The organism is Streptomyces sp. NPDC047072 (genome assembly GCF_040643855.1).
Classification (GTDB): Bacteria; Actinomycetota; Actinomycetes; order Streptomycetales; family Streptomycetaceae; genus Streptomyces.
Genome location: NZ_JBEYVC010000168.1, coordinates 1 through 22,773 on the forward strand (window position 1 = coordinate 1; position 22,773 = coordinate 22,773).

20 protein-coding genes and 1 pseudogene are annotated in these 22,773 nt (G+C 72.9%); 14 read left to right on the forward strand and 7 right to left on the reverse strand.

Features of this window, described 5'->3' with window-relative positions:
• The 4 genes from ABZ896_RS42365 to ABZ896_RS42380 form a co-directional block, all read right to left on the reverse strand.
• Nucleotides 1-231: biotin carboxylase N-terminal domain-containing protein (locus tag ABZ896_RS42365; RefSeq protein ID WP_360941041.1), on the reverse strand; the 231-nt coding region annotated here is incomplete at its 3' end.
• Between the two features lie 74 nt (nt 232-305).
• Complete coding sequence (locus ABZ896_RS42370) at nt 306-1,097, reverse strand: DUF427 domain-containing protein (RefSeq protein ID WP_360941043.1); 792 nt, start codon at nt 1,095-1,097, stop codon at nt 306-308.
• Between the two features lie 17 nt (nt 1,098-1,114).
• The gene (locus ABZ896_RS42375) at nt 1,115-2,323 is read right to left on the reverse strand and encodes a cysteine desulfurase-like protein (RefSeq protein ID WP_360941045.1); all 1,209 of its coding nucleotides are present in this window, start codon (nt 2,321-2,323) and stop codon (nt 1,115-1,117) included.
• A 44-nt stretch (nt 2,324-2,367) separates the two neighbouring features.
• Entirely contained in the window at nt 2,368-3,573 is a 1,206-nt protein-coding gene (locus tag ABZ896_RS42380; RefSeq protein WP_360941047.1) for a cytochrome P450, read from the reverse strand.
• A gap of 185 nt (nt 3,574-3,758) precedes the next feature.
• Between ABZ896_RS42380 and ABZ896_RS42385 the strand changes: the two genes are divergently transcribed.
• On the forward strand, nt 3,759-5,018 hold the full coding sequence (locus tag ABZ896_RS42385) for a glycosyltransferase family 4 protein (protein ID WP_360941049.1): 1,260 nt from the start codon (nt 3,759-3,761) through the stop codon (nt 5,016-5,018).
• Nucleotides 5,015-5,794, forward strand: a complete 780-nt coding sequence (locus tag ABZ896_RS42390) for a hypothetical protein (RefSeq protein ID WP_360941051.1) — start codon at nt 5,015-5,017, stop codon at nt 5,792-5,794. Before ABZ896_RS42385 ends, ABZ896_RS42390 begins: the two co-directional genes overlap by 4 nt.
• A gap of 15 nt (nt 5,795-5,809) precedes the next feature.
• Here ABZ896_RS42390 and ABZ896_RS42395 read toward each other — a convergent pair whose 3' ends face one another.
• A complete protein-coding gene (locus tag ABZ896_RS42395; RefSeq protein WP_360941053.1) occupies nt 5,810-6,520 on the reverse strand; it encodes a GntR family transcriptional regulator in 711 nt (236 codons plus the stop codon).
• Nucleotides 6,521-6,623: 103 nt separating this feature from the next.
• Between ABZ896_RS42395 and manD the strand changes: the two genes are divergently transcribed.
• Genes manD through ABZ896_RS42420 form a run of 5 tightly spaced genes read left to right on the forward strand, consistent with a single transcriptional unit; the run spans nt 6,624 to nt 12,612 of the window.
• Nucleotides 6,624-7,832: a D-mannonate dehydratase ManD gene (gene manD, locus ABZ896_RS42400; RefSeq protein WP_360941055.1), complete on the forward strand. Its 1,209-nt coding sequence runs from the start codon at nt 6,624-6,626 to the stop codon at nt 7,830-7,832.
• A 20-nt stretch (nt 7,833-7,852) separates the two neighbouring features.
• On the forward strand, nt 7,853-9,127 hold the full coding sequence (locus ABZ896_RS42405) for a mannitol dehydrogenase family protein (RefSeq protein WP_360941057.1): 1,275 nt from the start codon (nt 7,853-7,855) through the stop codon (nt 9,125-9,127).
• Nucleotides 9,128-9,168: 41 nt separating this feature from the next.
• Entirely contained in the window at nt 9,169-10,548 is a 1,380-nt protein-coding gene (locus ABZ896_RS42410) for an MFS transporter (protein WP_360941059.1), read from the forward strand.
• On the forward strand, nt 10,545-11,594 hold the full coding sequence (locus ABZ896_RS42415) for an L-idonate 5-dehydrogenase (RefSeq protein WP_360941061.1): 1,050 nt from the start codon (nt 10,545-10,547) through the stop codon (nt 11,592-11,594). The genes ABZ896_RS42410 and ABZ896_RS42415 overlap by 4 nt, the downstream gene beginning before the upstream one ends.
• A gap of 10 nt (nt 11,595-11,604) precedes the next feature.
• On the forward strand, nt 11,605-12,612 hold the full coding sequence (locus ABZ896_RS42420) for a sugar kinase (protein ID WP_360941063.1): 1,008 nt from the start codon (nt 11,605-11,607) through the stop codon (nt 12,610-12,612).
• A gap of 15 nt (nt 12,613-12,627) precedes the next feature.
• Here the strand turns inward: ABZ896_RS42420 and ABZ896_RS42425 are convergent, their stop codons facing one another.
• Nucleotides 12,628-15,816, reverse strand: coding sequence for an amidohydrolase family protein (locus tag ABZ896_RS42425; RefSeq protein ID WP_360941066.1), 3,189 nt, complete (start codon nt 15,814-15,816; stop codon nt 12,628-12,630).
• 197 nt (nt 15,817-16,013) lie between these two features.
• Between ABZ896_RS42425 and ABZ896_RS42430 the strand changes: the two genes are divergently transcribed.
• The 5 genes from ABZ896_RS42430 to ABZ896_RS42450 all read left to right on the forward strand — a co-directional run bounded on the left by ABZ896_RS42430 (nt 16,014) and on the right by ABZ896_RS42450 (nt 21,434).
• The gene (locus ABZ896_RS42430; protein ID WP_360941069.1) at nt 16,014-17,414 is read left to right on the forward strand and encodes a hypothetical protein; all 1,401 of its coding nucleotides are present in this window, start codon (nt 16,014-16,016) and stop codon (nt 17,412-17,414) included.
• A gap of 63 nt (nt 17,415-17,477) precedes the next feature.
• A complete protein-coding gene (locus tag ABZ896_RS42435) occupies nt 17,478-18,698 on the forward strand; it encodes an AAA family ATPase (protein WP_360941072.1) in 1,221 nt (406 codons plus the stop codon).
• A complete protein-coding gene (locus tag ABZ896_RS42440) occupies nt 18,695-19,960 on the forward strand; it encodes a VWA-like domain-containing protein (RefSeq protein WP_360941076.1) in 1,266 nt (421 codons plus the stop codon). The genes ABZ896_RS42435 and ABZ896_RS42440 overlap by 4 nt, the downstream gene beginning before the upstream one ends.
• A 101-nt stretch (nt 19,961-20,061) precedes the next feature.
• On the forward strand, nt 20,062-20,439 hold the full coding sequence (locus ABZ896_RS42445; protein ID WP_360941079.1) for a hypothetical protein: 378 nt from the start codon (nt 20,062-20,064) through the stop codon (nt 20,437-20,439).
• Between the two features lie 92 nt (nt 20,440-20,531).
• Nucleotides 20,532-21,434 (forward strand): amidohydrolase, encoded by a 903-nt coding sequence (locus ABZ896_RS42450; protein WP_360941082.1) that lies wholly within the window; start codon nt 20,532-20,534, stop codon nt 21,432-21,434.
• Here the strand turns inward: ABZ896_RS42450 and ABZ896_RS42455 are convergent.
• The gene (locus tag ABZ896_RS42455; RefSeq protein ID WP_360941085.1) at nt 21,418-21,720 is read right to left on the reverse strand and encodes a hypothetical protein; all 303 of its coding nucleotides are present in this window, start codon (nt 21,718-21,720) and stop codon (nt 21,418-21,420) included. The genes ABZ896_RS42450 and ABZ896_RS42455 overlap by 17 nt on opposite strands.
• A 142-nt stretch (nt 21,721-21,862) precedes the next feature.
• Between ABZ896_RS42455 and ABZ896_RS42460 the strand changes: the two are divergent.
• Both ABZ896_RS42460 and ABZ896_RS42465 read left to right on the forward strand, forming a co-directional pair.
• Nucleotides 21,863-22,339, forward strand: a pseudogene (locus tag ABZ896_RS42460) (CGNR zinc finger domain-containing protein); the annotation flags it as partial.
• Between the two features lie 89 nt (nt 22,340-22,428).
• Nucleotides 22,429-22,773: helix-turn-helix domain-containing protein (locus tag ABZ896_RS42465; RefSeq protein ID WP_360941088.1), on the forward strand; the 345-nt coding region annotated here is incomplete at its 3' end.

A 22,773-nucleotide genomic window follows, 5' to 3' on the forward strand; every position in this document is an offset into this window, starting at 1 on the left:
GTCCGCGCCGGCCTGCCGGGCGGCGCGGACGATCTCCTCGACCGAGAGATAGGCCCGCACGGGATGGCCGGGTTCACCGATCTCGTAGGCCTCGTCGGCCTTGAGCCGGTGCAGTGAGTTGCGGTCCTCGTGGGGGAAGACGGCGACCGTCCTCGCCCCCACCTCGTAACCCGCGCGGAATGCGCGGATCGCGATCTCACCACGGTTGGCGACCAGTACCTTGCGGAGCATTCCCGATCCCTTCGGCCTGCCGGTGACGCCCCCCATGGTCGTGGCAAAAGGGCAGATCGGCTATGAGAGCCGGGTCACTTCCGGAGCGTGTCGCTGAAGGGGGTCTCGGGGCGTTCCTGGAGTTCGCCGTCGACGGTGATGTCGACGACCTCGTTGTAGAAGGCGATCAGATCCTTGACGGCGGCCACGGCGGGGAGGGGTTCGGGATAGCTCCAGGCGATGTTGGCCAGCGTGCGCGACGACCAGTAGCGGGCGGTGCCTTTGTAAGGGCACCCACTCGTGTGGTCGGTGGCCTCCAGCAGGTCGTCGCGTACGTCCTCGCGGGGGATGTAGTACCGGGTCGGCAGTCCGGTCTCGAAGAGCAGGACGGGCCGGTGGGTGTCGGCGACCGTCGTGCCGTCGATGGCGACCCGGACATGGCGGCTGCTCGGGATCGCGTCGACCCTTTTGTGCGGGTCGCGGGGGTGGACGAAGATCTCCTCCTCTTCCTCGTACCAGTGGTCGACGCCTCGGTTCGGGGCCCGGAACCACTCGAAGGCGATGTGGTCCGCCAGGTCGGCAGCGGGGTAGGTCCAGGCCGCGTTCTCCACGGTCGAGCCGTCGATCTCCAGGTCGTAGAAGACCTGCGAGCCGGCGTGCCTCGCGGGCGGCGGGTTCTTCGCGGGGCGCAGGAGGTTCTCACGGACCTCGGCGCGCGGGAAGGCGTACAGCGGGACCGGGAGGTCGGGTTCCCAGACAAGGACCGGGTGGCGGCTGTCGACGACGGTCACCTCGCCCTTGCGGCCGCGCACCCAGCGCTCGCCGGGCTCCCACAGGAGGCCTTCCGGGGTGGTCCGCACCGCGCGGACGGTGGGCAACGTGGTCATGATCCGTTCTCCTTCCCTCAGGTGGTCAGGAAGTCGGCGAGGCCCGCGAGCAGCCGGTCGACGTCCTCCGTGTCGGTGTAGGGCGCGAGGCCGACGCGCAGTCCGCCGGTGTCGCCGAGGCCGAGCCGGCGGGAGGTCTCGATGGCGTAGAAGGAGCCGGCGGGTGCGTGGACGTTGCGCTCGGGTTCGGCGAGGAAGCGGTAGGCGTCCGCCGTGCTGTGGTCGGCGAAGGTCAGCAGCAGGGTGGGGGTGCGGTCGGCGGCCCGGGAGTGGATGGTGATGCCGTCGAGGGCGGCGAGCCCCTTGTCGAGCCGGGCGCGCAGATCATCCTCGTGGGCTTCGAGGGCCGCGCAGCCCGCCGCGAGGCGTTCGCGCCGGGTGCCGGTGGCCGCGGGGTCCAGTCGGTCGGCGAGGAAGTCGACGGCGGCCCGGGTGCCGGCGAGGAACTCGTAGGGCAGGGTGCCCAGTTCGAAGCGCTCGGGGACCGCGTCGGTGGAGGGCAGCAGCTTGTCCGGGCGCAGGGTCTCCAGCAACTCCGGGCGGGCGGCGAGGACTCCGTGGTGCGGGCCGAGGAACTTGTACGGGGAGCAGACGAAGAAGTCCGCGCCGAGCGCTTCGAGATCGACCAGGGCGTGGGCGGTGTAGTGGACGCCGTCGACGTAGACCAACGCCCCTGCCTCATGGGCCAGTCGGGAGATCTCGGAGATGGCGGGGCGGGTGCCGATGAGGTTGGAGGCGGCGGTCACGGCGACGACACGGGTGCGCTCGGAGAGGACGGCCTGGAGGGGTTCCAGTTCGCCGGTCGCGGGGTCGAAGTCGAGCCACCGGACGGTGGCCCCCGCCCGTTCGGCGGCCTGGATCCAGGGGCGGACGTTGGCGTCGTGGTCGAGGCGGGTGACGATCACCTCGTCGCCGGGCGCCCAGGACCGGGCGAGGGTGCGGGAGAAGTCGTAGGTGAGCTGGGTGGCGCTGCGGCCGAAGACGATCCCGGACGGGTCGGCGGCCAGCAGGTCGGCCAGCGCCCGGCGGGCCTCGACGACGATCGTGTCGGCGTTGCGCTCCCCCGGCGCGTTCTGCCCGCGGTTGGAGAGCGGGTGGGCCAGCGCGTCGGCGACGGCGTCGATGACGGGCCGCGGGGTCTGGGTGCCGCCGGGGCCGTCGAAGTGGGCCGTTCCGGCGGCCAGGGCCGGGAACTGGGAGCGGAGGGCGGTGATGTCGTACGACACGATCGGGCTCCTTGGGTCCGGCAAGATCCGTGGACTTCAGCCTGTCACGACTCGCCGCTCCCGACGAGGGCCGACCAGCGCACGTGCAGGGTGGGCGGCTTGCGGAAGACGAGCCCCTGTGGGGCGCTCGGGCGGTCCGGGTCGAGGCGGAGACCGGGGAGGCGTTCCAGCAGGTGGCGCAGTGCGATGCGGGTCTCCAGGCGGGCGAGGTGGGCGGCGAGGCAGTAGTGCGGGCCGTGGGCGAAGGCGAGGTGGAGGCGGGCGTTCGCGCGGCGGACGTCGAAGCGGTCGGGGTCGGGGAAGACGTCCGGGTCGCGGTTGGCGCCCGCCAGGGAGACGGTGACGAGGTCGCCGCTGCGGATCGTGGCGGGGCCGAGGGTGATGTCCCGGGTGGCGTAGCGGTCGACGACGGCGGCGCCGGGTTCGAGGCGCAGGGACTCCTCGATGACGCCGTCGAGGAGGGCGAAGTCCTGCTGTACGAGGGCGAGTTGGTCGGGGTGGTGCAGCAGGTGGAGCAGGGCGTTGGCGATCATCGCCTCGGTGGTCTCGATGCCGCCGAACATCAGGACGGCGGCGTTGGAGGAGACCTCGGGGAGGGTGAGGGGGCCGATCGCGGAGGCGAGGAGCGAGGTACCGGTCACCGTGGTCTCCACGGCCTTGCGGAGGTGGGCGTACGCCTCCGCGCCCGCGGGTGCCGGGGTGAGTCCGGCGGTGAGGTCGGAGACGGCCTGCACGATGGCGTCGTACCAGGTGAGGACGGTGTCGGGGGTGGTGCCCGCCAGCCCGAGCGCCTTGGTGACGACGGCTACGGCGAGGGGTCCGGCGAAGTCGCGCCGCAGTTCGGCGGTGCCGTCCTGCCTGAGGGCGGTGCCGTTCTTCGTCAGGAGCCCGGTGATGAGCCGGTCCGTCTCTCCCTCGATGAACTCGGCGAACCCGTCGTGCACCGCCCGGGGCCGGAACGGCGCGGCGAACGGCTCGCGGTGGCGGGCGTGTTCGGGGCCGTCCAGGGAGAGCATGCTCGGGCCGACGACCTGCGCGGTGGTGAAGCGGGGGTCGTCGACGGTGAACGCCCCCGCGTCCCGCAGGACTTCGAGCGCGAGGTCGCGGCGGGTGACCAGCCAGCCGCCCAACTCCGGCAGCCAGGAGACGGGTTCGTGCTCCCGCAGCAGGGCCAGGCGTGGATGCGGGTCCTCGGCGAGTGCGGCGAGGGTGGTCGCGGCGCCGAGGGGGAAGGGGGTGACGACGCTCATCGGGCTTGACGCTCCAGGTGGGAGGAGTGATCACGTCCAGGCTAACCTCGTGTTCGCACTGGTGGGCGACCTCCTGCCCTGATCTGTCCGGTTCACAGATCCGGAGCATGACGCTCAGGTGGCCGGAGCACCACGAATGGATAACGGATGCCAACCGCACGGCCGATGCGGGGGTCTAGCTCCCTATGAAGATCTCTTTCCTGCTCCACAACGCCTACGGAATAGGAGGCACGATCACCACCACGTACAACCTGGCCCACGCACTGGCCGAACGGCACGAGGTCGAGATCGTCTCCGTGTTCCGGCACCGGGAGCACCCCAACTTCGTGCTGGATCCGCGGGTGCGGCTGCGGCCGCTCGTCGACCTGCGGCAGGAGAGGGAGCACCCGTCGCATCTCAAGCCGTCGCGGGTGTACCCGCGCTCCGAGTACCGCTACCGCGACTACAGCGAGTTGACCGACCGGCGGATCGCCGAGGCCCTCGCGACGACCGACGCGGACGCGGTGATCGGCACCCGGCCCGGCCTCAACGTGCATCTGGCCCGCCAGGCTCCTCCGAAGGTGGCCCGGATCGGCCAGGAACACCTCACGCTGGACAAGCACTCGCCCCGGCTGCGCACCACGCTGCGCCGCGCCTACCCCGGGCTCGACGTCCTCACCACGGTGACCGAGGCGGACGCGAGCGCCTACCGGCGCCGGATGCGGCTGCCCGGCGTACGGGTGGCGGCCCTGCCGAACAGCGTGCCGGATCCGGTGCTGCCGCCCTCGGACGGCAGGGCCAAGGTGGTCGTCGCAGCCGGGCGGCTGGTGCCGGTCAAGCGGTACGACCTGATAATCGAGGCGTTCGCCCTGGTGGCCGCTGAGTTCCCGGACTGGCAGCTGCGTATCTATGGCAAGGGCGAGGAGCGCGAGCGGCTCCAACGGCTGATCACCGACCTCGGCCTGTGGAACAACGTCTTCCTGATGGGCGCCGCGGCACCCATGGAGGCGGAGTGGGTCAAGGGCTCGATCGGGGCGACCGCCGCGGACTTCGAGCCGTTCGGGATGACGCTGGTGGAGGCGATGCGCTGTGGACTGCCCATGGTGAGCACCGACTGTCCGCACGGTCCGGCCGAGATCGTCGCGGACGGTGTCGACGGCCGGCTGGTGCCGGTCGGGGACCGGGACGCCTTCGCCGGGGCCCTGCTGGAGCTGATACGCGACGACGACCTGCGTCGGCGCAGGGGCCTGGCGGCCCTGGAGAACGCGCGGCGGTTCGCCCCCGAGCCGGTGGTGCGGCAGGCGGAGCTGCTGCTGGAGGAGGCGGTCGAGGCGCGTCGGGCGGGCCGGCCGGTGGTGCGGGAGAGCACTGGTGGCGCGCTCGTCGCCCGGGGCCACGGGGCCCGGGACGCCGCGCTCGCCGTGGCGGACATGGCTGTGCGCGTCGTACGAAGGAGGCGTCGATGACCACGACACCCCGTGCGGCCTGCGCGGCCGACGACCGTGGCCGGATCACCTTCGGCCTGGCGCTGCCCGATGCCGAGGGGCAGCAGGTGCTGCTGCGGCTGCGGCCGAAGACGGGGCAGCCCGAGAAGACCGTGCGGGTGCTCGACATGGAGGCGACGGGCGAGGGACACGCCAGTGCCGTACTCGATGCGGACGCCGTGCTGGAGGAGGGCCGGTGGGACGTCTTCCTGCTCCGCGGCTCGGAGCGCACGCGGCTTCGGCCCGGCCACCGTGACCTGCGGGAACTGGTCGACGGGCATCTGCGGGAGTGGCCGTCGCCGCTGGCCGTGCGGATCCCCTACGTCACCAAGGACGGGTACCTCGCGATCCGGACCTGGCTGCGGCCGGCGCACGCGGAGGCCGGGCGGGTCGATGTGACGGACCGGACGCTGCGGGTCGAGGGCCTGCTGCACGGGGCCGTGCTGCGGGACGGCGCCGAGGTGCTGCTGCGGGTGCGGGGCGCGGAGGACGTCGTACGGGTGCCGCTGACGCGGACGCAGACGCGCGCCTTCTCCTTCGGGGTCGACCACGAGCAGCTGGGCGACGGCGTCTGGAACGTCTTCGTACGGCCCGCGCCGGGCGCGCCGCCGGTCCGGCTCGCCCGGCTGCTGGACGACGTGGCGGACCGCAAGTCGGTCTTCGTCTATCCGAGTACCGCGGTCGGCGACGCGATCGTGCGGCCGTACTACACCCTCGACAACGACCTCTCGGTGGAGGTGAAGCGGGCCGCGCGCTGACCGGTCACTCCCAGGTCACTCCCAGACGACGACGTTGCGCCGCACCGGCACCGTCGAGGCGTCCGTGGCGAACAGCTCGGGCGAGTGGGCGCGGATGCGTTCGATGTCGTCGAAGACGGCCCGCAGATGGGTGCGCATCGCGGTGCGGGCCAGGTCCGTGTCGCCGCCGACCACCGCGTCGAGGATCTCGTGGTGCTGGGCGGCGAACACGGCCGGGGACACGTTCTCGTGCAGCCCGAGCCGCCGGGCCCGGTCCAGATGGCCCTTGGCCGCGGCGACGGTCGTCCAGACCTCGCCGTGGCCGCTGAGCCGCATCAGGCCCTGGTGGAAGGCCTCGTCCAGGGCGAAGAACTCCTCCAGGGCGAGGCCCTCGCTGCGCTGACGGGCGAGGTTGTCCCGTAGTTCGCCGACGACCTCGGGGTCCAGCTCCGCGGGCAGGTCCGCGAGCGAGGCCAGCTCCACCGCCTCCCGCAGGAACTGCGCGTCGGCGACCCGTGCCGGGTCCACCCGGGAGACGAAGGACCCGATCTTCGGGAAGACCTGCACCAGCCCCTCCTGCCCCAGCAGGATCAGGCTCTCCCGCACCGGGGTGCGGCTGACGCCCAGCGACGCGGCGAGCTCGTTCTCCGACAGGGCGGCGCCCGGGGCGAGTTCGAGGGTCAGGACCATCTGACGCAGCTTCAGATAGATGTCGCGACGGCTGGTCCGCCCGTTCGTTTGAGCCATGCGCACATCGTACGTAGTCACGGCGGTACAAGTATTGCGATGCTCCGCGACAGATGCTTGTATACAAGTACTTCGCGACAACCTGAGGGACACAGGAGCCGCTGTGAGCAAGATCGAACGCGTGGAGGTGTTCGTCGCCTCCCCCGGGCGCACCTTCGTCACCCTGCGCATCACCACCACGGACGGGGTGACCGGCCTCGGCGACGCCACGCTCAACGGACGTGAGCTGGCCGTGGCGAGCTATCTGCGCGACCACCTGGTGCCGCTGCTGATCGGCCGGGACCCGGCGCGCATCGAGGACATCTGGCAGTTCCTCTACAAGGGCGCCTACTGGCGGCGCGGCCCGGTCACCATGACGGCGATCGCCGCCGTCGACACCGCCCTGTGGGACATCAAGGGCAAGGTGGCCGGCCTGCCCGTCTACCAGCTGCTCGGCGGCCGCTCCCGCGACGGCGTCCTGGTCTACTCGCACGCCAGCGGCACCGACGTGCCCTCCCTCCTCGACGACGTCTCGCGCTATCTGGAGCTCGGGTACAAGGCCGTGCGGGCGCAGGCGGCCGTGCCCGGGGTCGGGGGCACCTACGGGGTCCGCAAGGGGCAGGTCTACGAGCCGGCCGCGACCGACCTGCCGGAGGAGCAACCCTGGGACACCGAGGCCTACTTGGGCTTCGCGCCGACCTATCTGGAGGCCGTGCGCGAACGCTTCGGCTTCGGCTTCCACCTCCTGCACGACGTCCACCACCGCCTGACGCCCATCGAGGCGGCCCGGTTCGGCAAGAGCGTCGAGGCGTGCCGGCTGTTCTGGATGGAGGACCCGACCCCTGCCGAGAACCAGGAGGCGTTCCGGCTCATCCGCGAGCACACCACCACCCCGATCGCGGTCGGTGAGGTGATGAACTCCATCTGGGACGTACAGGATCTGATCACGGGTCAGCTGATCGACTACGTCCGCACGACCGTGGTGCACGCGGGCGGGATCACCCACCTGCGCCGGATCTTCGACCTCGCCGCGCTGTACCAGATCCGCACCGGCTCCCACGGAGCCACCGACCTCTCCCCCGTGAGCATGGCCGCCGCCGTCCATCTCGACCTCGCCGTACCGAACTTCGGCATCCAGGAGTACATGGGCCACCCGGACGAGACGTACGAGGTCTTCCGCACCGGGGTCGCTTTCGCCGACGGCATGCTCCATCCGTCCGAACAGCCGGGCCTGGGTGTGGAGTACGACGAGAAGGCCGCCGAACGCTTTCCCTACCAGCGGCGTTATCTGCCGGTCGCGCGTCGGCTCGACGGGTCGGTGCACGACTGGTGAGCGCGTTCTTGAATCGTACGGTGGCCTCCCGACTCCCCTATGGGCAGCGGCCGTTGGTGGATCCAGCCGAACTCCGCACGGGGATCGTCCACTTCGGGCTCGGCGCCTTCCACCGGGCACATCAGGCGGTCTACACCGAGGAGGCGGCCGCGCTCTCCGGGGAACCCTGGGGCATCACGGCGGTCGCGCCCCGGTCGACGGAGACCGTGCGGGCGCTGCGCGAACAGGACTGTCTGTACTCGCTTGTGGAGCGCCGTCCGGACGGCGATCGCTGTCGGGTGGTCGGCTCGGTGATCGACGCGCTGGCCATGGGGCCGGACGCCATGGCCGTCGACGCCCTGCTCACGGATCCCTCGGTGACGGTGGTGACGCTGACCGTGACGGAGAAGGGCTATCAACGCCCGCCGTTCACACCGGTGATCGCACGGCTGGCCACGGGACTCGCCGCCCGGATGCGCGCGGGGGCGCCGCCGGTCAGCGTCGTCTCCTGCGACAACATGGCCGACAACGGCGGTGTGTTGGGCCGGGTCGTCCAGGACTTCGTCCGCACTTCCGAGTGGCCGGACCGGGCGTGGGTGCTGCGCCGGATGGCCGAGGCCGTCGCCTTCCCCTCGACGGTCGTGGACCGGATCGTGCCCGCGACGACCGACGCCGACCAGGCGGGGGCGCGTGCGGCCCTCGGGGTGCGCGACGCGCTGCCCGTCACGGCCGAGCCGTACCGCCAGTGGGTGCTGGAGGACTCCTTCGCCGCGCCCCGGCCGCCCTGGGAGAAGTCCGGAGCGCTGGTCGTCCCGGACGTCCGGCCCTACCAACTCACCAAGCTGCGGCTGTTGAACGGCTCCCACTCGGCACTGGCCTACGCCGGTCTGGCCACCGGGCTCACCACGATCGCCGAGGCCATGGCGACCGACTGGGGCGAGCCGTTGGTGCGGGGGCTGTGCGCGGAGGTCGCGCCCACGCTCCCGGCGGGCGGACCGGATCCGGCCGCCTACACCGATGATCTCGTCGTCCGCTTCCGCAATCCCGCGATGCGGCACCTGCTGCGGCAGATCGGCACCGACGGATCACTGAAGATCCCGGAGCGCTGGCTGCCCGGGCTGCGCGAACTGCGGGCACGGGGCGCGCGTACGCCGATGCTCGAACTCGGCCTCGCCGCCTGGGCGTTGCACGCCGGGCGACCGGTGCGTGACCTGCTCGTAGAGGTCGGCGCCGGCGACCTGGCCGAGGACTCCGCGCTCACCACCGCCGTCACGGACCGGCTCCCCGCTCTCCGCACCGGACTCGTGGAGATCTGACCACCCCGCTTCATCTCCGTCCCCGAACAATGGAGTTCACGATGAAGGACAGCGTCATAGCCGCTCAGCAGACGCCGGCCGCGCAACGCAGTACCGGAGATCTCGCCAGAGCCGCCGTCTCCGGCTGGCTCGGCACGGCCATGGAGTTCATGGACTTCCAGCTCTACTCGCTGGCCGCCGCGATCGTCTTCAACAAGATCTTCTTCCCGGACGTCAGCCCCGCCATCGGTCTGATCGCCGCGATGGCCACCTACGGCGTCGGGTACGTCGCCCGGCTCGCCGGGGCCGTCTACTTCGGGCGGATGGGCGACCGGATCGGCCGCAAGAAGGTCCTCTATCTGACGATCCTGCTGATGGGCGCGTCCACGACGCTCATCGGTGTGCTGCCGACCTACGGCATGATCGGCATCCTCGCGCCGGTACTGCTCGTCGCGCTGCGGCTGATCCAGGGCTTCGGCGCGGGCGCGGAGATCGCCGGGGCGACCGTACTGCTCGCCGAGTACGCGCCCGTCCGGCGGCGCGGGCTGGTCTCCTCGCTGGTGTCGCTCGGCACCAACTCCGGGACGCTGGCCGCCTCCGGGCTCTGGGCGGTGCTCCTCGCGGTGCTGAGCGAGGACCAACTCCTGTCGTGGGGCTGGCGGTTGCCGTTCCTGCTGAGCTTCGTGCTGATGCTGTTCGCGTTCTGGCTGCGCCGCGGGCTCAAGGAGAGCCCGGTCTTCGAGGAGCGGCCCGACGTGGTCGACGGCGTGGCGATGGCCAAGGACGAGGTGCTCGCGGCGGCGCAGGACGGCGATGTCCTCGCGGCGGGCATACGGCAACGCAAGGGCAAGGCGTTCTTCGTGGCGCTGGGGCTGCGCTTCGGACAGGCCGGCAACTCCGGGCTCGTGCAGACGTTCCTCGTCGGCTACATCGCCACCAACCTCGCGGTCGGCCGGTCGGTACCGACGGACGCGATCGTCTACGGCTCCCTCCTGGGCTTCGCCACCGTGCCGCTGGTGGGTCTGCTGGGCGACCGCTTCGGGCGCCGCGCGCTGTATCTCGGGCTCACCGCGCTCACCGTGGTCCTCGCCTTCCCGGTGATGCTGCTGATCACGTCCGGCTCCACCCCGGCTTTGATGCTGGGCATGGTGCTCGGCCTCAACATCGGTGTCCTCGGGCTGTTCTCCCTGGAGAGCGTCACGATGGCCGAACTCTTCGGCTCCCGCACCCGGTTCACCCAGCTCGCGCTCGCCAAGGAGATCGGCGGCATCCTCGCCACGGCGATCGGGCCGGTCCTCGCGGCCACGCTCACGGCGGTCACCAGGAGCTGGTGGCCCATCGCGGCGATGCTCGTCGTCTACTCGCTCATCACCTTCGTCAGCGCGCTGCTCGCGCCCGAGACCCACGGACGTGACCTGGTCCGCCTGGAGGACGCCGTATGAGGACGCGCCTGATGCGGGCGGTCGTGGTGCACGGCCCCGGTGACGTGCGGATCGACGAACGGGAGGTCCCTTCGCCGGGCCCCGGTGAGGTGCTGCTCGCCCTGGAGTGGGGCGGGATCTGCGGCTCCGACATCGCGTACTGGAGGAAGGGGGCCTCCGGGACGGCCTCGCTCACCCATCCGCTGGTCCTCGGGCACGAAGTGGCGGGGCGGATCGCGGTACTGGGACCGGGAGTCGCCGGGTTCGACGCAGGACAGGCGGTGACCGTCCATCCCGCCCAACTCGTCGGCGACGGTGTCCTTCCCCCTCGGATCGCCGGCCGTACGAACCTCTACCCGCACGTCCGCTACTTCGGTTCGGCGGCCTTCGACCCGCACACCGACGGGGGGTTCAGCGAGTTCCGGACGGTGCCCGCGGACCAGGTGCGGCCGCTGCCCGAGGGGGTCGACACCGAACAGGGCGCGCTGGCCGAGCCGTTGGCGGTCGCGCTGCACGCGGCCGGCCGGGTGCCCTCGCTGCGCGGGCGGACGGTTCTGGTCAACGGGTGTGGTCCGATCGGGTCGTTGGTCGTGGCGGCGGCGCGGCTGCGCGGTGCGGGCACCGTCATCGCCGCCGACCTCGCCTCCTCGTCGCTCGCGGTGGCCAAGGCCATGGGGGCCGACGAGACACGGGACCTGTCAGGTGGGGCGTCGCTTCCGGAGGACGTGGACGTGGTCTTCGAGGCATCAGGCGCACCGGCCGCGCTCGGGCCGGTGCTGCGGGCAACCGCCCGGGGCGGGACGGTCGTTCAGGTGGGCAACCTGCCCGGTGCGGCGGTGCCCTCGGTCCTCGGCGACCTGGTGACCCGGGAGATCACCTGGATCGGCTCGTACCGTTTCGTCGAGGAGATCGACGAGGCACTGCGGGCGCTCCGGGACGGTCTCGACGTACGTCCGCTGATCACCCACCGCTTCCCGCTGGAGCGGGCCGAGGAGGCCCTCGCGGTCGCCGCGGACCCGGCGAGCGGGAGCAGCAAGGTCATGCTGCGGCTGACCGCACAGGCTTAGGAGTCCCTTCGTGTCCGTTCCCTCTCGTGAGGCGGGTGCCGGTCGTACTGCCGGTGCCGGGGGTGCCGCCGATGTCGTGTGCGTCGGCGAGACGATGGTCGTCCTCGGTCCGTGCGACGACCGTCCGCTCGCCGAGCAGTCCGCACTCGCCGTGGCCGTCGGCGGCGCCGAGTCCAACGTGGCGTGCGGCCTCGCCGGGCTCGGGCACCGTGCCGCCTGGCTCAGCCGCGTCGGCGACGACCCGTTCGGCCGCCGGGTCCTGGCGGAACTCGCCGGGCGGGGCGTCGATGTGAGCGGTGTGGAGACCGACGCGGAGCGTCCCACCGGGGTCTACTTCAAGGACCCCGGCCCGGACGGCACCCGTACGCACTACTACCGGGGCGGTTCGGCGGCGACCGCGATGGGCCCGGAGCTGGCCCACCACCCGGCGCTGCGGCGGGCCCGGATCGTGCACCTCTCGGGAGTGGCGGCGGCCCTCTCGGAGAGCTGCGCGCGGCTGCTGGAGACCCTGCTCGCTCCGGGCGAGAGCCGACGCCCCCTCGTCTCCTTCGACGTCAACCACCGCCCCGCCCTCTGGCGCGACCGCGACGCCGCCCCGCACCTCCTGCGGCTCGCCCGCGCCGCCGACATCGTGTTCGTCGGACGGGACGAGGCCGAGGAGCTGTGGGGCACACCCCACCCGGACGAGATCGCGGGCCTGCTCTCCCCGGCGCCCGTCGTGGTCGTCAAGGATGCCGAGTTCGGGGCGACTTCGTACACCGACGGCACCCGGACCTTCGTCCCGTCGCTCCCCACCAAGGTGGTCGAACCGGTCGGCGCGGGCGACGCGTTCGCCGCCGGCTACCTGGCCGCCGTACTGGAGGACCGGGACGAACGCGCCCGCCTCCGCCTGGGCCACCTCACAGCCGCGGCCGCCCTGCGCACCAGGGACGACGCACCGGCCCTGCCACCCCGCACGGAGACCGACCGGTACCTCGCCCTGACCGAGGAGACGTGGGAAGCCGCGGCGCCCCGCTGACGGACTCCGCGGTCGCTAGTGCCCGTCGCAGCAGCCGTCCCTGCGCATCAGGCGTCCCACCTCCAGCCAGTCGGCCTCGACCGTGGAAGCCGTCCCTGCCGCCGTCGCGCGCCGTGTCGTCGGTGAGAAGGCCGCCGTCAACTCCTCGGTGGTGTACGGGACTCCGCCTCTGAGGACCGACACGGTTCGGACCAGTGTGGTGAAGTCCGTGAAGGGGTCGCCGTCGATGACGGTCAGGTCGGCGCGCCGGCCCTGCTCGACCGTGCCGAGGTCGCGGTCGAGGCCGAAGAGGCGGGCGGGCAGGACGGTCGCGGTGCGCAGGGCCTGGGCCGGGGAGAGGCCGCCGCGGTGCAGGGCCCGCAGGCCGAGGTGCAGGGAGAGGCCGACGGGGACGAGCGGCTGGTCCGTGCCGAGGGCGACGATGCCGCCCGCCGCGAGGATCCGACGGTAGATGGCGATCTCCCGGTCCAGCGTGGCGAGTTGGGCCGGGGTGGGCGGTACGCCCGCCGACTGCCGGACGGCGGCCGCGTCCCACGGCGGCATCACCGCGGTGACCCGCGGGTCGTCCGCGAGCCCGGGATCCGCACCGAGGAGGGGTGCGGCGGTGAACGGCGTGGCGATCAGGGAGAACCGCACCCCGTGGGCGGTGTAGATCTCCACGACGTCCTCGTAGGCGCGCCCCGACGCGGTGACGGCGTGCCCGAACTCCGCGCGCTGGGTGGCCTGCAGATGGGTCGTCAGGTCCTGGCCCAGCTGTACGCCGGGCGAGAGCAGATGGCTGCCCGCGCGGACTCCGAGCCGGTCGTGGGCGAAGCGTGCCGCCTCCTCCATCACCCAACCGGGCGCCCTGACATACGTCTTGACGAAGTCCCAGTCCAGCGCGGCACCCCGCTCCAGCGACCGGCGCAGCCCCTGCCGGGTCCGATGGGCACGGCCCATGCTGTAGGCGACCCGTGCCCCGTCGAGGAGTTCGCCCGTGCTCAGCAGCCGGGGACCGGCGAGTTCTCCGGTCCGGACCGCCTCGCGCACACGTGCCTGTTCGTAGGCGAAGCCGCCCAGGGACACGGCCGTGGTGATGCCGTAGGTGAGCTGACCGGCCGTCTGGCGGCCGCCGTACGTGGACTGCCAGGGGTGGGTGTGGGTGTCCCACAGGCCGGGGATCACGGTCCGTCCAGAGGCGTCGATCCGGCGGAGGGCGGCCCGGCGTCCCGCGCGGTGCGGCTCGACTGCCGTGATACGTCCGGCACTTACGACGATGTCGACGTCGTCGCGGGTCTTCTCGCCGGTGCCGTCCCACAGGTTCCCGGCGTGCACCACCAGGTCGGCGGGGGTGGGCCGCGGAGCGTCGAGCGGGACACGGACCGTGCGGGCGGGGCCGCCGTCGGCGTCGACGAGCCGCAGCCGGTCGCCGGAGAGGTAGAGCAGGGTCGTGGAGTCGGCGGACCAGGAGGGGTGGTCGGCCGGTTCGTCGGTGAGGGTGCGCAGGGCGCCGCGCGGGGTGCCGTCCGGTTCGACGGGCAGCAGGCACAGGGCGGATTCGACGATCACCGCCATCCAGCGGCCGTCCGGCGACCAGACGGGCCCGGAGTCGTAGCGGTCGGCGATGGAGGTGTGGGGCGCGACCGCGTGCAGCCGGTCGGCGCCGGTCGTGGTGTCGACGACCCGGACGAGGTTGTAGCCCTCCCGGAAGCGGGAGTTGAGGCGGTTGCGGTCACAGAGGGCGAGGTAGCGGCCGTCGGGCGACCAGCTGGGGCGGCCGGGCAGCCCGCCGCCGCCGAGCGGTGCGACCAGGACCCGTTCCTCGCCGGAGGCCAGGTCGCGGACGACGAGCCCGCCCGTCATGTCGAGACAGGCGAGCCGCCGACCGTCCGGCGACAGCGCAGGATGCACCCGGCCGCCGGTCGCGAGCGCGGTCTCGGCACCGGTCGCGAGATCGTGCCGGTACACGCCGAGCAGTCCGTCGCGGTCGTCGGCGTAGACGAGTGACCGCCCGTCGGCGGACCAGGAGGGCGCGAGCAGATAGCGCGTGCGGTCCGCCTTACGCAGTCGCCTGGGCGGACGCCCTCCCGAACTCCCGGCCAGCCACAGCGAGTTGAGGGCGGCGAACGCGATCTGCCGGCCGTCCGGCGAGAGCGCGGGCAGATGGATGCCGCGCACCCGACGCACCCGCCCCTCCCCGAGGTCGTACGCCTTGGTCCGGTACCGCGGCCGCCGCACGGGCAGCGCGCCTTCGAAGGGAATGGTCTCCGGCTGCGCCGGCTTGTCCGGTCGTACGAGGGTGAAGGCGCCGTCGAGCGTGAGGAGCAGGGCGCCCGCCGGGGTCCAGCGCGGGGGCACCGGCGCGATGTCCCCGGCGACGGACACGGCACGGCCGTCGACCACGAGGGTGCAGGAGGCGTTCGGGGCCGCGGTGGTGCGCAGATGGGCGAGGCGGCCGTCGGCGGCGAGGGCCGGGGTCATGACCTGGGCGGCCTCGGTCTCGGTGTGGCGGACGACCACCGGGCCGGTGCCGTCGGCGGGGACCGCGGCGATGGTGCGGGCCTCCATGGTCGGGCCCTGGGCCGTGGTGACCGTCTTCGCGCGGACGAACAGGATGCCCGTGCCGTCCGGCGACCAGGTGGGGTCGAAGTCCTCCCAAGGGCCTTCCTGGAGCGGCCCGTTCTGGCCCGGCAGTCCGGTGACGCGGGTGATCCGGCCGGTGCGCAGGTCCAGGACGTGGATGCGGTACGGGCTGCCGGCCACGGGGTCGCCGCCGCGCTCGGAGGAGAAGGCGAGCCGGGTGCCGTCGGGCGACCAGGCCGGTCCGCGGTCGTCCCAGGCGCCGTCGGTGCGTCTGCGCAGGTCGGAGCCGTCGGGGCGGACGGTCCAGAGGTGGAAGCCGCCGTCCCGGTAGGCGCTGAAGGCGATCAGCTCGCCGTCCGGGGAGTGGGTGGGGCGGCCCGGTTCGAGGTCGGGCGGGGTGAGGGGGCGGGCGGTACCGCCAGTGCGGGGCAGGGACCACAGGGTGCCCTGGACCTCGGCGACGAGCCGGTCGCCGGCGGGGGCGAGGGTCGCCGAGCCGTTGGTGGCGCGGGTGAACGTCAGGGTGTCGGCACGTTGTCGTGCCACCGCCGCGGGGGCCACTCCCACGAGGGGCACCGCGCTTGCCGCCGCGAGGAGTTGACGACGGGTCGGACGAGGATGCGTGCTCCGGTCTCGGTCCATGGCACCACACCCTGCTGCACCAACTGCCCCACTTTCAACACACAGTGCCGTTTCGATCACGCAGTGCGATCAAGTCGTCCTGATTCCGCGCTCGGAAAATGAGTGGCCGGTGGTTCCGGGAAGCCGTTACGCTCGCCCGCGATGACGACTCATACTCCTGATCGATTGGGGGTCCCGTTCGCTCAAGGTGAGTGCTGATGCTCACTGCCGAGACGAACGAGGATGTCCGTACGTCCTTCTGGCCGCGCGTGCGCGAGTTCGCCGTGCCGACCTCCGTGATCGAGACCGCGACCGCCCGGCGCCTGGCCGGTGACTGGGCGGGGGCCTGTGTCGCCGCGGGTTTCGACGTAGACCTCAACCTGCGGTCCGTGGCCCGCGTGCACGGGCGGGAGCTGGCGGGCCGGGTCCGGTCCGATCTGCGGGCGCTCGCTCCCGACCTGCTGCGCTGGCACATGCCGAGGATCGCTCCGGACGGGCTGCTGCGGCCGGGGCTGACCCTGTCGCTGGCCCGGTACGCGGCCTTCGGGCACGCCCTGCATCTGGTGGTCCGCACCGCGCCCGCCTGGGCCGACGCCGGCCAGCGGATCACCCTCGCCCTGTGGCCCCCCGCCGGGTCCGACCCGTGCCGGCATCCGCATCCGCGGCCCGGTCCGCGGTTCCGGCTCGATCTGCACCGGCACCTGTGGGACGCGGGCAGGGCGGATGAACTGCGGGTCCGCGCCGGGGTCGGGCTGTCCGCCGTGACGGATCCCGTGCTGCTCAACGCCGTTCCACCGGGCCTCGGTTGTGCCGTGGGGCGGTGGGCGGACGAGGCGCGGATCGTGCTGGGCGCGGAGGGCCGGTCCGCCGGTGCCGTGCTGGTACGGCTGGGCGGCCGGCATCGGTTGGTCCTTGAAGTGCCGGAGGGTGCCGGCGGCCCGGTGCGGATCGCGGAGGCGAGGCCCCCGTACGCCGCGCTGCCCGTCCTGCCTGACGCGGCGACCTGGGTGCCGCCCGATCTGGAGCTGCTCGACAGCGGTGCGATCGAGGCCGATCAGCTGCATCCGCTGGTCGCCGCAGCGCTCGCGCCGGATCACGTACGCCGACGTTCGGCCTCCGGCCCGCCGAGCGGGCCCCGTTACGTGGAGTGCCGGGGCGCCGTCCACCGGATCGGCCTGGTCGACGGGGTGCTCGTGCCGCTGGACCACGACCCGGAGGAGATCCGTCGCGAGGAACTGCTGGTCGCGCTGACCGGCACTCCCCTGCCCTGTCTCCAGGCCGTCGACCGGGCGCACCGGCGCCCGCACTCCCTCGACGACGTCCGCGAACGCCTGGCGCACGGCGACATCGACGGCGCCCTGGCCGTCGTAGAGGAACTCCTGGGGCCGGACGCGCTGTTGCGGGCCGGGCCGCTGCGGGACGCGCTGGAGGCGGCCGCGCGACAGCGGGTCGTCTACGGGCTGTTCAAGGCCGGGCTGGCGGGGGACGGGCCGGCGCGGAAGCGGTGGGACGAGTACGCCGTCTCGCACGGCTGCTGGTGCTGCGGCGACCGCCGGCGCCGGGACGTCCGCGCCCGCCTCGAACGCCGTTCCCACCCGCGCCACGCCAACCTGCGCTGAACCACGCCCTCACGTCCTCCCCCGCTCTTCCCCAAACCTTCTCTCCCTCAAAGGTGATGCCCCATGTCTGCTCCCGCTGCCCAACTCGACGTAGCCGCCGACCTGTTGACCCTGCTGCGCGACACCACGACCGAACCGCGCCCCGATTCCCAGCTGGAGGCGCTCACGCTGGCCGTGGCCGCCGATCTGCCCGTGCTGCTGTGGGGTGAGCCGGGTATCGGCAAGACCGCGGCCCTGACCCAGCTCGCCGCCGCCCTGGACCTCCCGCTGACCACCGTGATCGCCAGCGTCCACGAGCCCTCCGACTTCTCCGGGCTGCCCGTCGTCGGGGACGACCCGGCGGTGCAGGGCGTTCCGATGGCCCCGCCGGACTGGGCCGTACGGCTGGTCCGGGCCGGCCGGGGGCTGCTCTTCCTGGACGAGCTGTCCACCGCGCCGCCCGCCGTGCAGGCCGCGCTGCTGCGCCTGGTCCTTGAGCGGCGGATCGGCGCGCTCCAACTGCCGCCCGGCGTAAGGATCGTGGCCGCCGCGAACCCGCGCTCCTCGGCCGCCGACGGCTGGGAGCTGAGTCCGCCGCTGGCCAACCGGTTCGTCCATCTCCAGTGGACCCACGACCACGAGGTCGTCGTCCGCGGCCTCGGGGGGACGTGGCCGCGGGCGACGCTGCCCCGGCTGGATCCCGCCAAGCTGCCCGAGGCCGTGGACTTCGCGCGGCGCGCGGTGTGCGGGCTGCTGGCCGCCCGGCCGACGCTCGTGCACCGGCTGCCCACCAACGAGGCCCGGCGCGGCGGCCCTTGGCCCTCGCCCCGGAGCTGGGACATGACGCTGTCGCTGATCGCGTTCGCGACCGCCGCGGGCTCCTCCCGGGACGTGCTGTCCCTCCTGGTGCGGGGCACGGTCGGGGACGGGCCGGGGCTCGAACTGCTGGCGAGCGTGGACCGGATGGACCTTCCCGATCCCGAGGACGTGCTGGCCGATCCGGCCGCCGCGGTGCTGCCGGACCGGGGTGACCTGCGGCAGGCCGTGCTCGACGGCGTGGTCGCGGCGGTCCGCACGCGTCCGGACCGGGCCCGCTGGGACTCGGCCTGGGCGGTGCTCGTCCGCGCGTTGGAGACCGGGGCGCCGGACCTGGTGGTCGTCCCCGCGACGACGCTCGCCTCGCTGCGCCAGGAGGACTGGGACGTACCCGCGGCGATCGAGAAGCTCGCCGGAGTGGTGTCGCTGTCCCGACGCGCGGATCGCGCGGCGGTGCGGGCCGCGACGCCGGCGAAGGCGGGCCGATGAACACGGACGCTCGGGAAGCGGTTCGAGCACCTGATGACAGCGATACCCGCCTCGACCGCGACAAGCTCTTCGCCGCCCGGCTGCAAGCCGCCCGCGCCCGCCCCTACCTCGCCACCGCCCTCTTCGCCCTGCACACCGTCGAGTCGCGCCTGGTGCCGACGATGGGCGTCGACCGGCACTGGCGGTGCTACGTCTCGCCGGCGTTCGTGGACCGTACGCCGGTGGAGGAGCTGGCGAGTGTGTGGGTGCACGAGGTGTCGCACCTCCTGCGCGACCACCACGGCCGCGGCGACCGGATCGCGCACGAACGGGGGCTGACCGGGCTGGGCGACCGGCTGCGCATGAACATCGCCGGGGACTGCGAGATCAACGACGACGCGTACGGCGACGGACTGGTCCGGCCCGAGGGCGCCGTGGAGCCGTCCCGCCTGCGGCTGCCCGAGGGCCGGTTGATGGAGGAGTACCTGAACGGCATCAGTCTCGGGCCCCTGACGCTGGACCTGTCCTGGCTGGACTGCGGCAGCGGCGCGGACGGACTGGAGCGCCCGTGGGACCTCGGTCCCGACGGGGCGGACGGGCTGAGCGAGCAGGAACGCGACGCGGTCCGTTTCCGGGTGGCCGAGGGCATCAGGGCGCGCCCGGGCCACACCCCGAAGGGCTGGCGGCGGTGGGCCGAGGAGGTGTTCCATCCGCCGCAGCCGTGGCGGGAGTTGCTGGGTGCGGCGATCCGCTCGGCGGCCACCGCCCCCGGGGTGGGCGACGACTACACGTACGGCCGTCCCGCGCGCCGTTCGGCCGGGCTGCCGGGCGTGGTGCTGCCGAGTCTGCGGCGGCGGCCGCCCCGGGTCTGCGTGATCGTCGACACCTCGGGCTCGGTCAGCGACAGCGAGCTGGGCAGCGCGCTCCTGGAGGTCGCTGCGATCGCCCGTGCGGTCGGCGGCCGCAAGGACCTGGTCGGCGTGATCTCGTGCGACGCGGCGGCCGGGGCGGTCCGGTCGCTGTGCCGTTCCGAGGGCGTCCCGCTGGTCGGCGGCGGGGGCACGGATCTGCGGACGGGCTTCGAGCGGGCGTTGCGGTCGCGTCCCCGGCCGGACGTGGTGGTGGCCCTGACCGACGGGCAGACCCCCTGGCCGAGCGCGCGACCCGCCTGCCGGACGGTGATCGGGCTCTTCAGCCGACCGGTGGAGGGCCGCTCCTGGGACGAGCCGCACTACCGGCCCGAGGCGCCGCCGGACTGGGCGCGCGTGGTCGAGATCGGGTGAGGCACGTCCGCATGGGTGACCCTGGAACGTTCCGGATTCCTCGTCCGACGCTCGGCGTTCGATGATGCGTGCCGACCGAGCATCTCAGTGAGGGGATCTTCATGCGTCGCTTCTTCACCGGGCTTCTGGCCTGTCTGGCCCTGGCCCTGCCCATGACCGCGGCCTCCACCACCACCGCGTCCGCCGCAGCGCAGACCGACGCCTGCGCGTCGGGCCACGTCTGCATCTACAAGGGCGACATCTGGGACGGCAGCTCCAACCACGCGAAGGTGTACGACTTCTACTACTACCGGACCTACAACGTGCAGAACCTCGTCGGCGACTACACCATCCTGAACTGCCAGACGGGCGGGGCGCGGGTCCAGGGCTGGACGGGATACAACGCCACGGGCAGCGTGGCCTGGGACATCGGCAACAACTGCTCCAGCGGTCTGTGGACGGACCTCACGCCGACGAACTCCGTGCGCGTGTACGCCTGACCTCGCACACTGGACGCGGGGGTGGTCCGCCACGAGATCATGGTGGCCGACGATGTGCGGAGCACCCTGCGCGTCCAGGTGGGAGGAGCGTCATGACCAATGTCGACGTGCACCAGCATCTGTGGACTCCCTCGCTGGTGACCGCGTTGCGGGCGCGCCGCGAGCCGCCGTATCTGGACGGCTGGACGCTGTATCTGCACGGCGAGCCGCCCTACGACCTTCCCCCCGCCGACCACGACGTCGTGCGCCGCGCCGAGCTCGCCGCCACCGACGGGCTCGGCCTCGCGCTGGTCTCCCTGTCCGCGCCGATCGGCGTGGAGTGGCTGCCCGCGCCCGAGGCCCGCCCACTGCTTGACGCCTATCACGAGGGCGCGGCCGCGCTGCCCGAGCCGTTCGGGGCGTGGGCGGCGGCCTGTGTGCGGGACGTCGACGCGAAGGCGACGGCCGAGGATCTCGACCGCGGCTTCGTCGGCCTCCAGCTGCCGGCCGACGCCCTGGTGGACGCGGCCGGTTACGCACGCTGCGCCCCGCTGCTCGACCTGCTGGAGGAGCGGAACCTGCCGCTGTTCGTGCACCCCGGACCCGCGGCGGCCGCCGGAGGCGACGGCCCCGGCTGGTGGCCGGCGATGGTTCCCTACGTCCAGCAGATGCACGCCGCCTGGTTCGCCTTCCGCGCCTACGGCCGCCCCCGCCATCCCCGCCTCCGGGTCTGCTTCGCCCTCCTGGCCGGCCTCGCCCCGCTGCACGGCGAACGCTTCGCCGCCCGGGGCGACGGCACCGCCCGCCCGGACCGCGACGTCTTCGTCGAGACCTCCTCCTACGGCCCCCGCGCGGTCGACTCGGTGGTCCGCGCCCTGGGCGTGGACAGCGTTGTCCAGGGCTCCGACCGCCCCTACGCGGAGCCCCCGCAACACCCCGGCTTCGGCCTGGGCGGAGCGGCCGCCTACGCCTTCCGCATCGCCAACCCGAGACGACTGCTCACCGGGAAGGAGTGACGGAGTTCGACAGCGCGGCCTCCCGGCGGTGGGTGAACCCGGCCTCGCGGTAAAGGAGTTCACCCTCCCCGCCGGCGAACGCGTCGACGCGGGACACCTCGTGGCGCCGGAACCAGTCGAGCAAACCGCGCATGATCGTGTGGCCGTGGTTCCGGTCGTGGTGGGTGGGGTCCGTGATCACCGTCAGGACCTGGCCGACCCTGCCGTCCCCCGAGTCCGGGCCCGGCAGGCGCTGTTCGATCGTGGCGATGCCGCAGGCGGCGAGTCGGTCGCCGGCGCCGTTCACGACGAGGACCCGTAAGGCGTCCGCGGTCAGCTGTTCCCTTGTTCCCTCAGGGCGACGGCCAGCGCGTCCAGCGGCGAACGAGGTCGCCGCGCGTTGTCCCATGCCGACCAGGCCGATGTAACGCCCGCCCGCCGACGTCGAGGAACTGGCCGAACGCTGCCGAGCCGCAGAACTGGTCCTGGACGGGACCGTCACGCCCGAGGACCTGGGCCACACCGAGGAGGTGCTGGACGCCTGGGAGAAGGTCGTCGACGCCACGGACGAGCACGAGCGCGCCGAGCTGCTCAACCTCATGCTGGCCTCGGCGGCCGCCTACCCGCGGATGACCAACCACACCGGCACCGGCTGGCACATCCACTACCGGGACGCGAGACAGCCGCTCGGCACGCTGCTGTGCTCGATCATCTCCGTGGGCACCGCACTCCATCTGGCGGGCCGCGGCATGCACCGGCTGCGGCGCTGTGACGTGACCGAGTGCGCCTCGATCTTCGCCGACACCTCCCGTACGGGCCGCCGCCGCTACTGCTCACCCCGCTGCGCCAACCGCGACGCGGTCCGCCGCCACCGCGCCCGCGCCACGCCACCGCCCGGCCCGGCGACACCGGGCATGGAAGGATGAGGAACGATCCACGACGGTCCGTCCGGCACGCCCCGGCGAACACGCCTCCGACGGCTTGCCCAGTTCAGCACATCCCCGAGGTGCCCCCCGTGCCCAAGCCCGTGAGCCGCGAGCCCCTGCGGAGCAACTCCCGTTCCAACCGGGCCCGGATCCTGGTCACCGCCCGGCAGGAACTGGGCCGCAACCCCGACGTCACCCTGGAGGAGATCGCCCGCGCCGCAGGTGTCGTGCGCCGCACCCTCTTCGGGCACTTCCCCGGCCGCGCGGCCCTCGTGGAGGCGCTGGCCGAGGAGGCGACGGAGGCTCTGCGGGCGGCCGCGGCCCGGCAGCCGGACGAGTCGGAGGCGCCCGAGCGGGCGCTCGCGTGGTTCGTCCTCGGCGTCTGGCCGGTGGCCGACCGCTACCGGCTCCTGCTCGCCCTCGCCCGCCAGGAC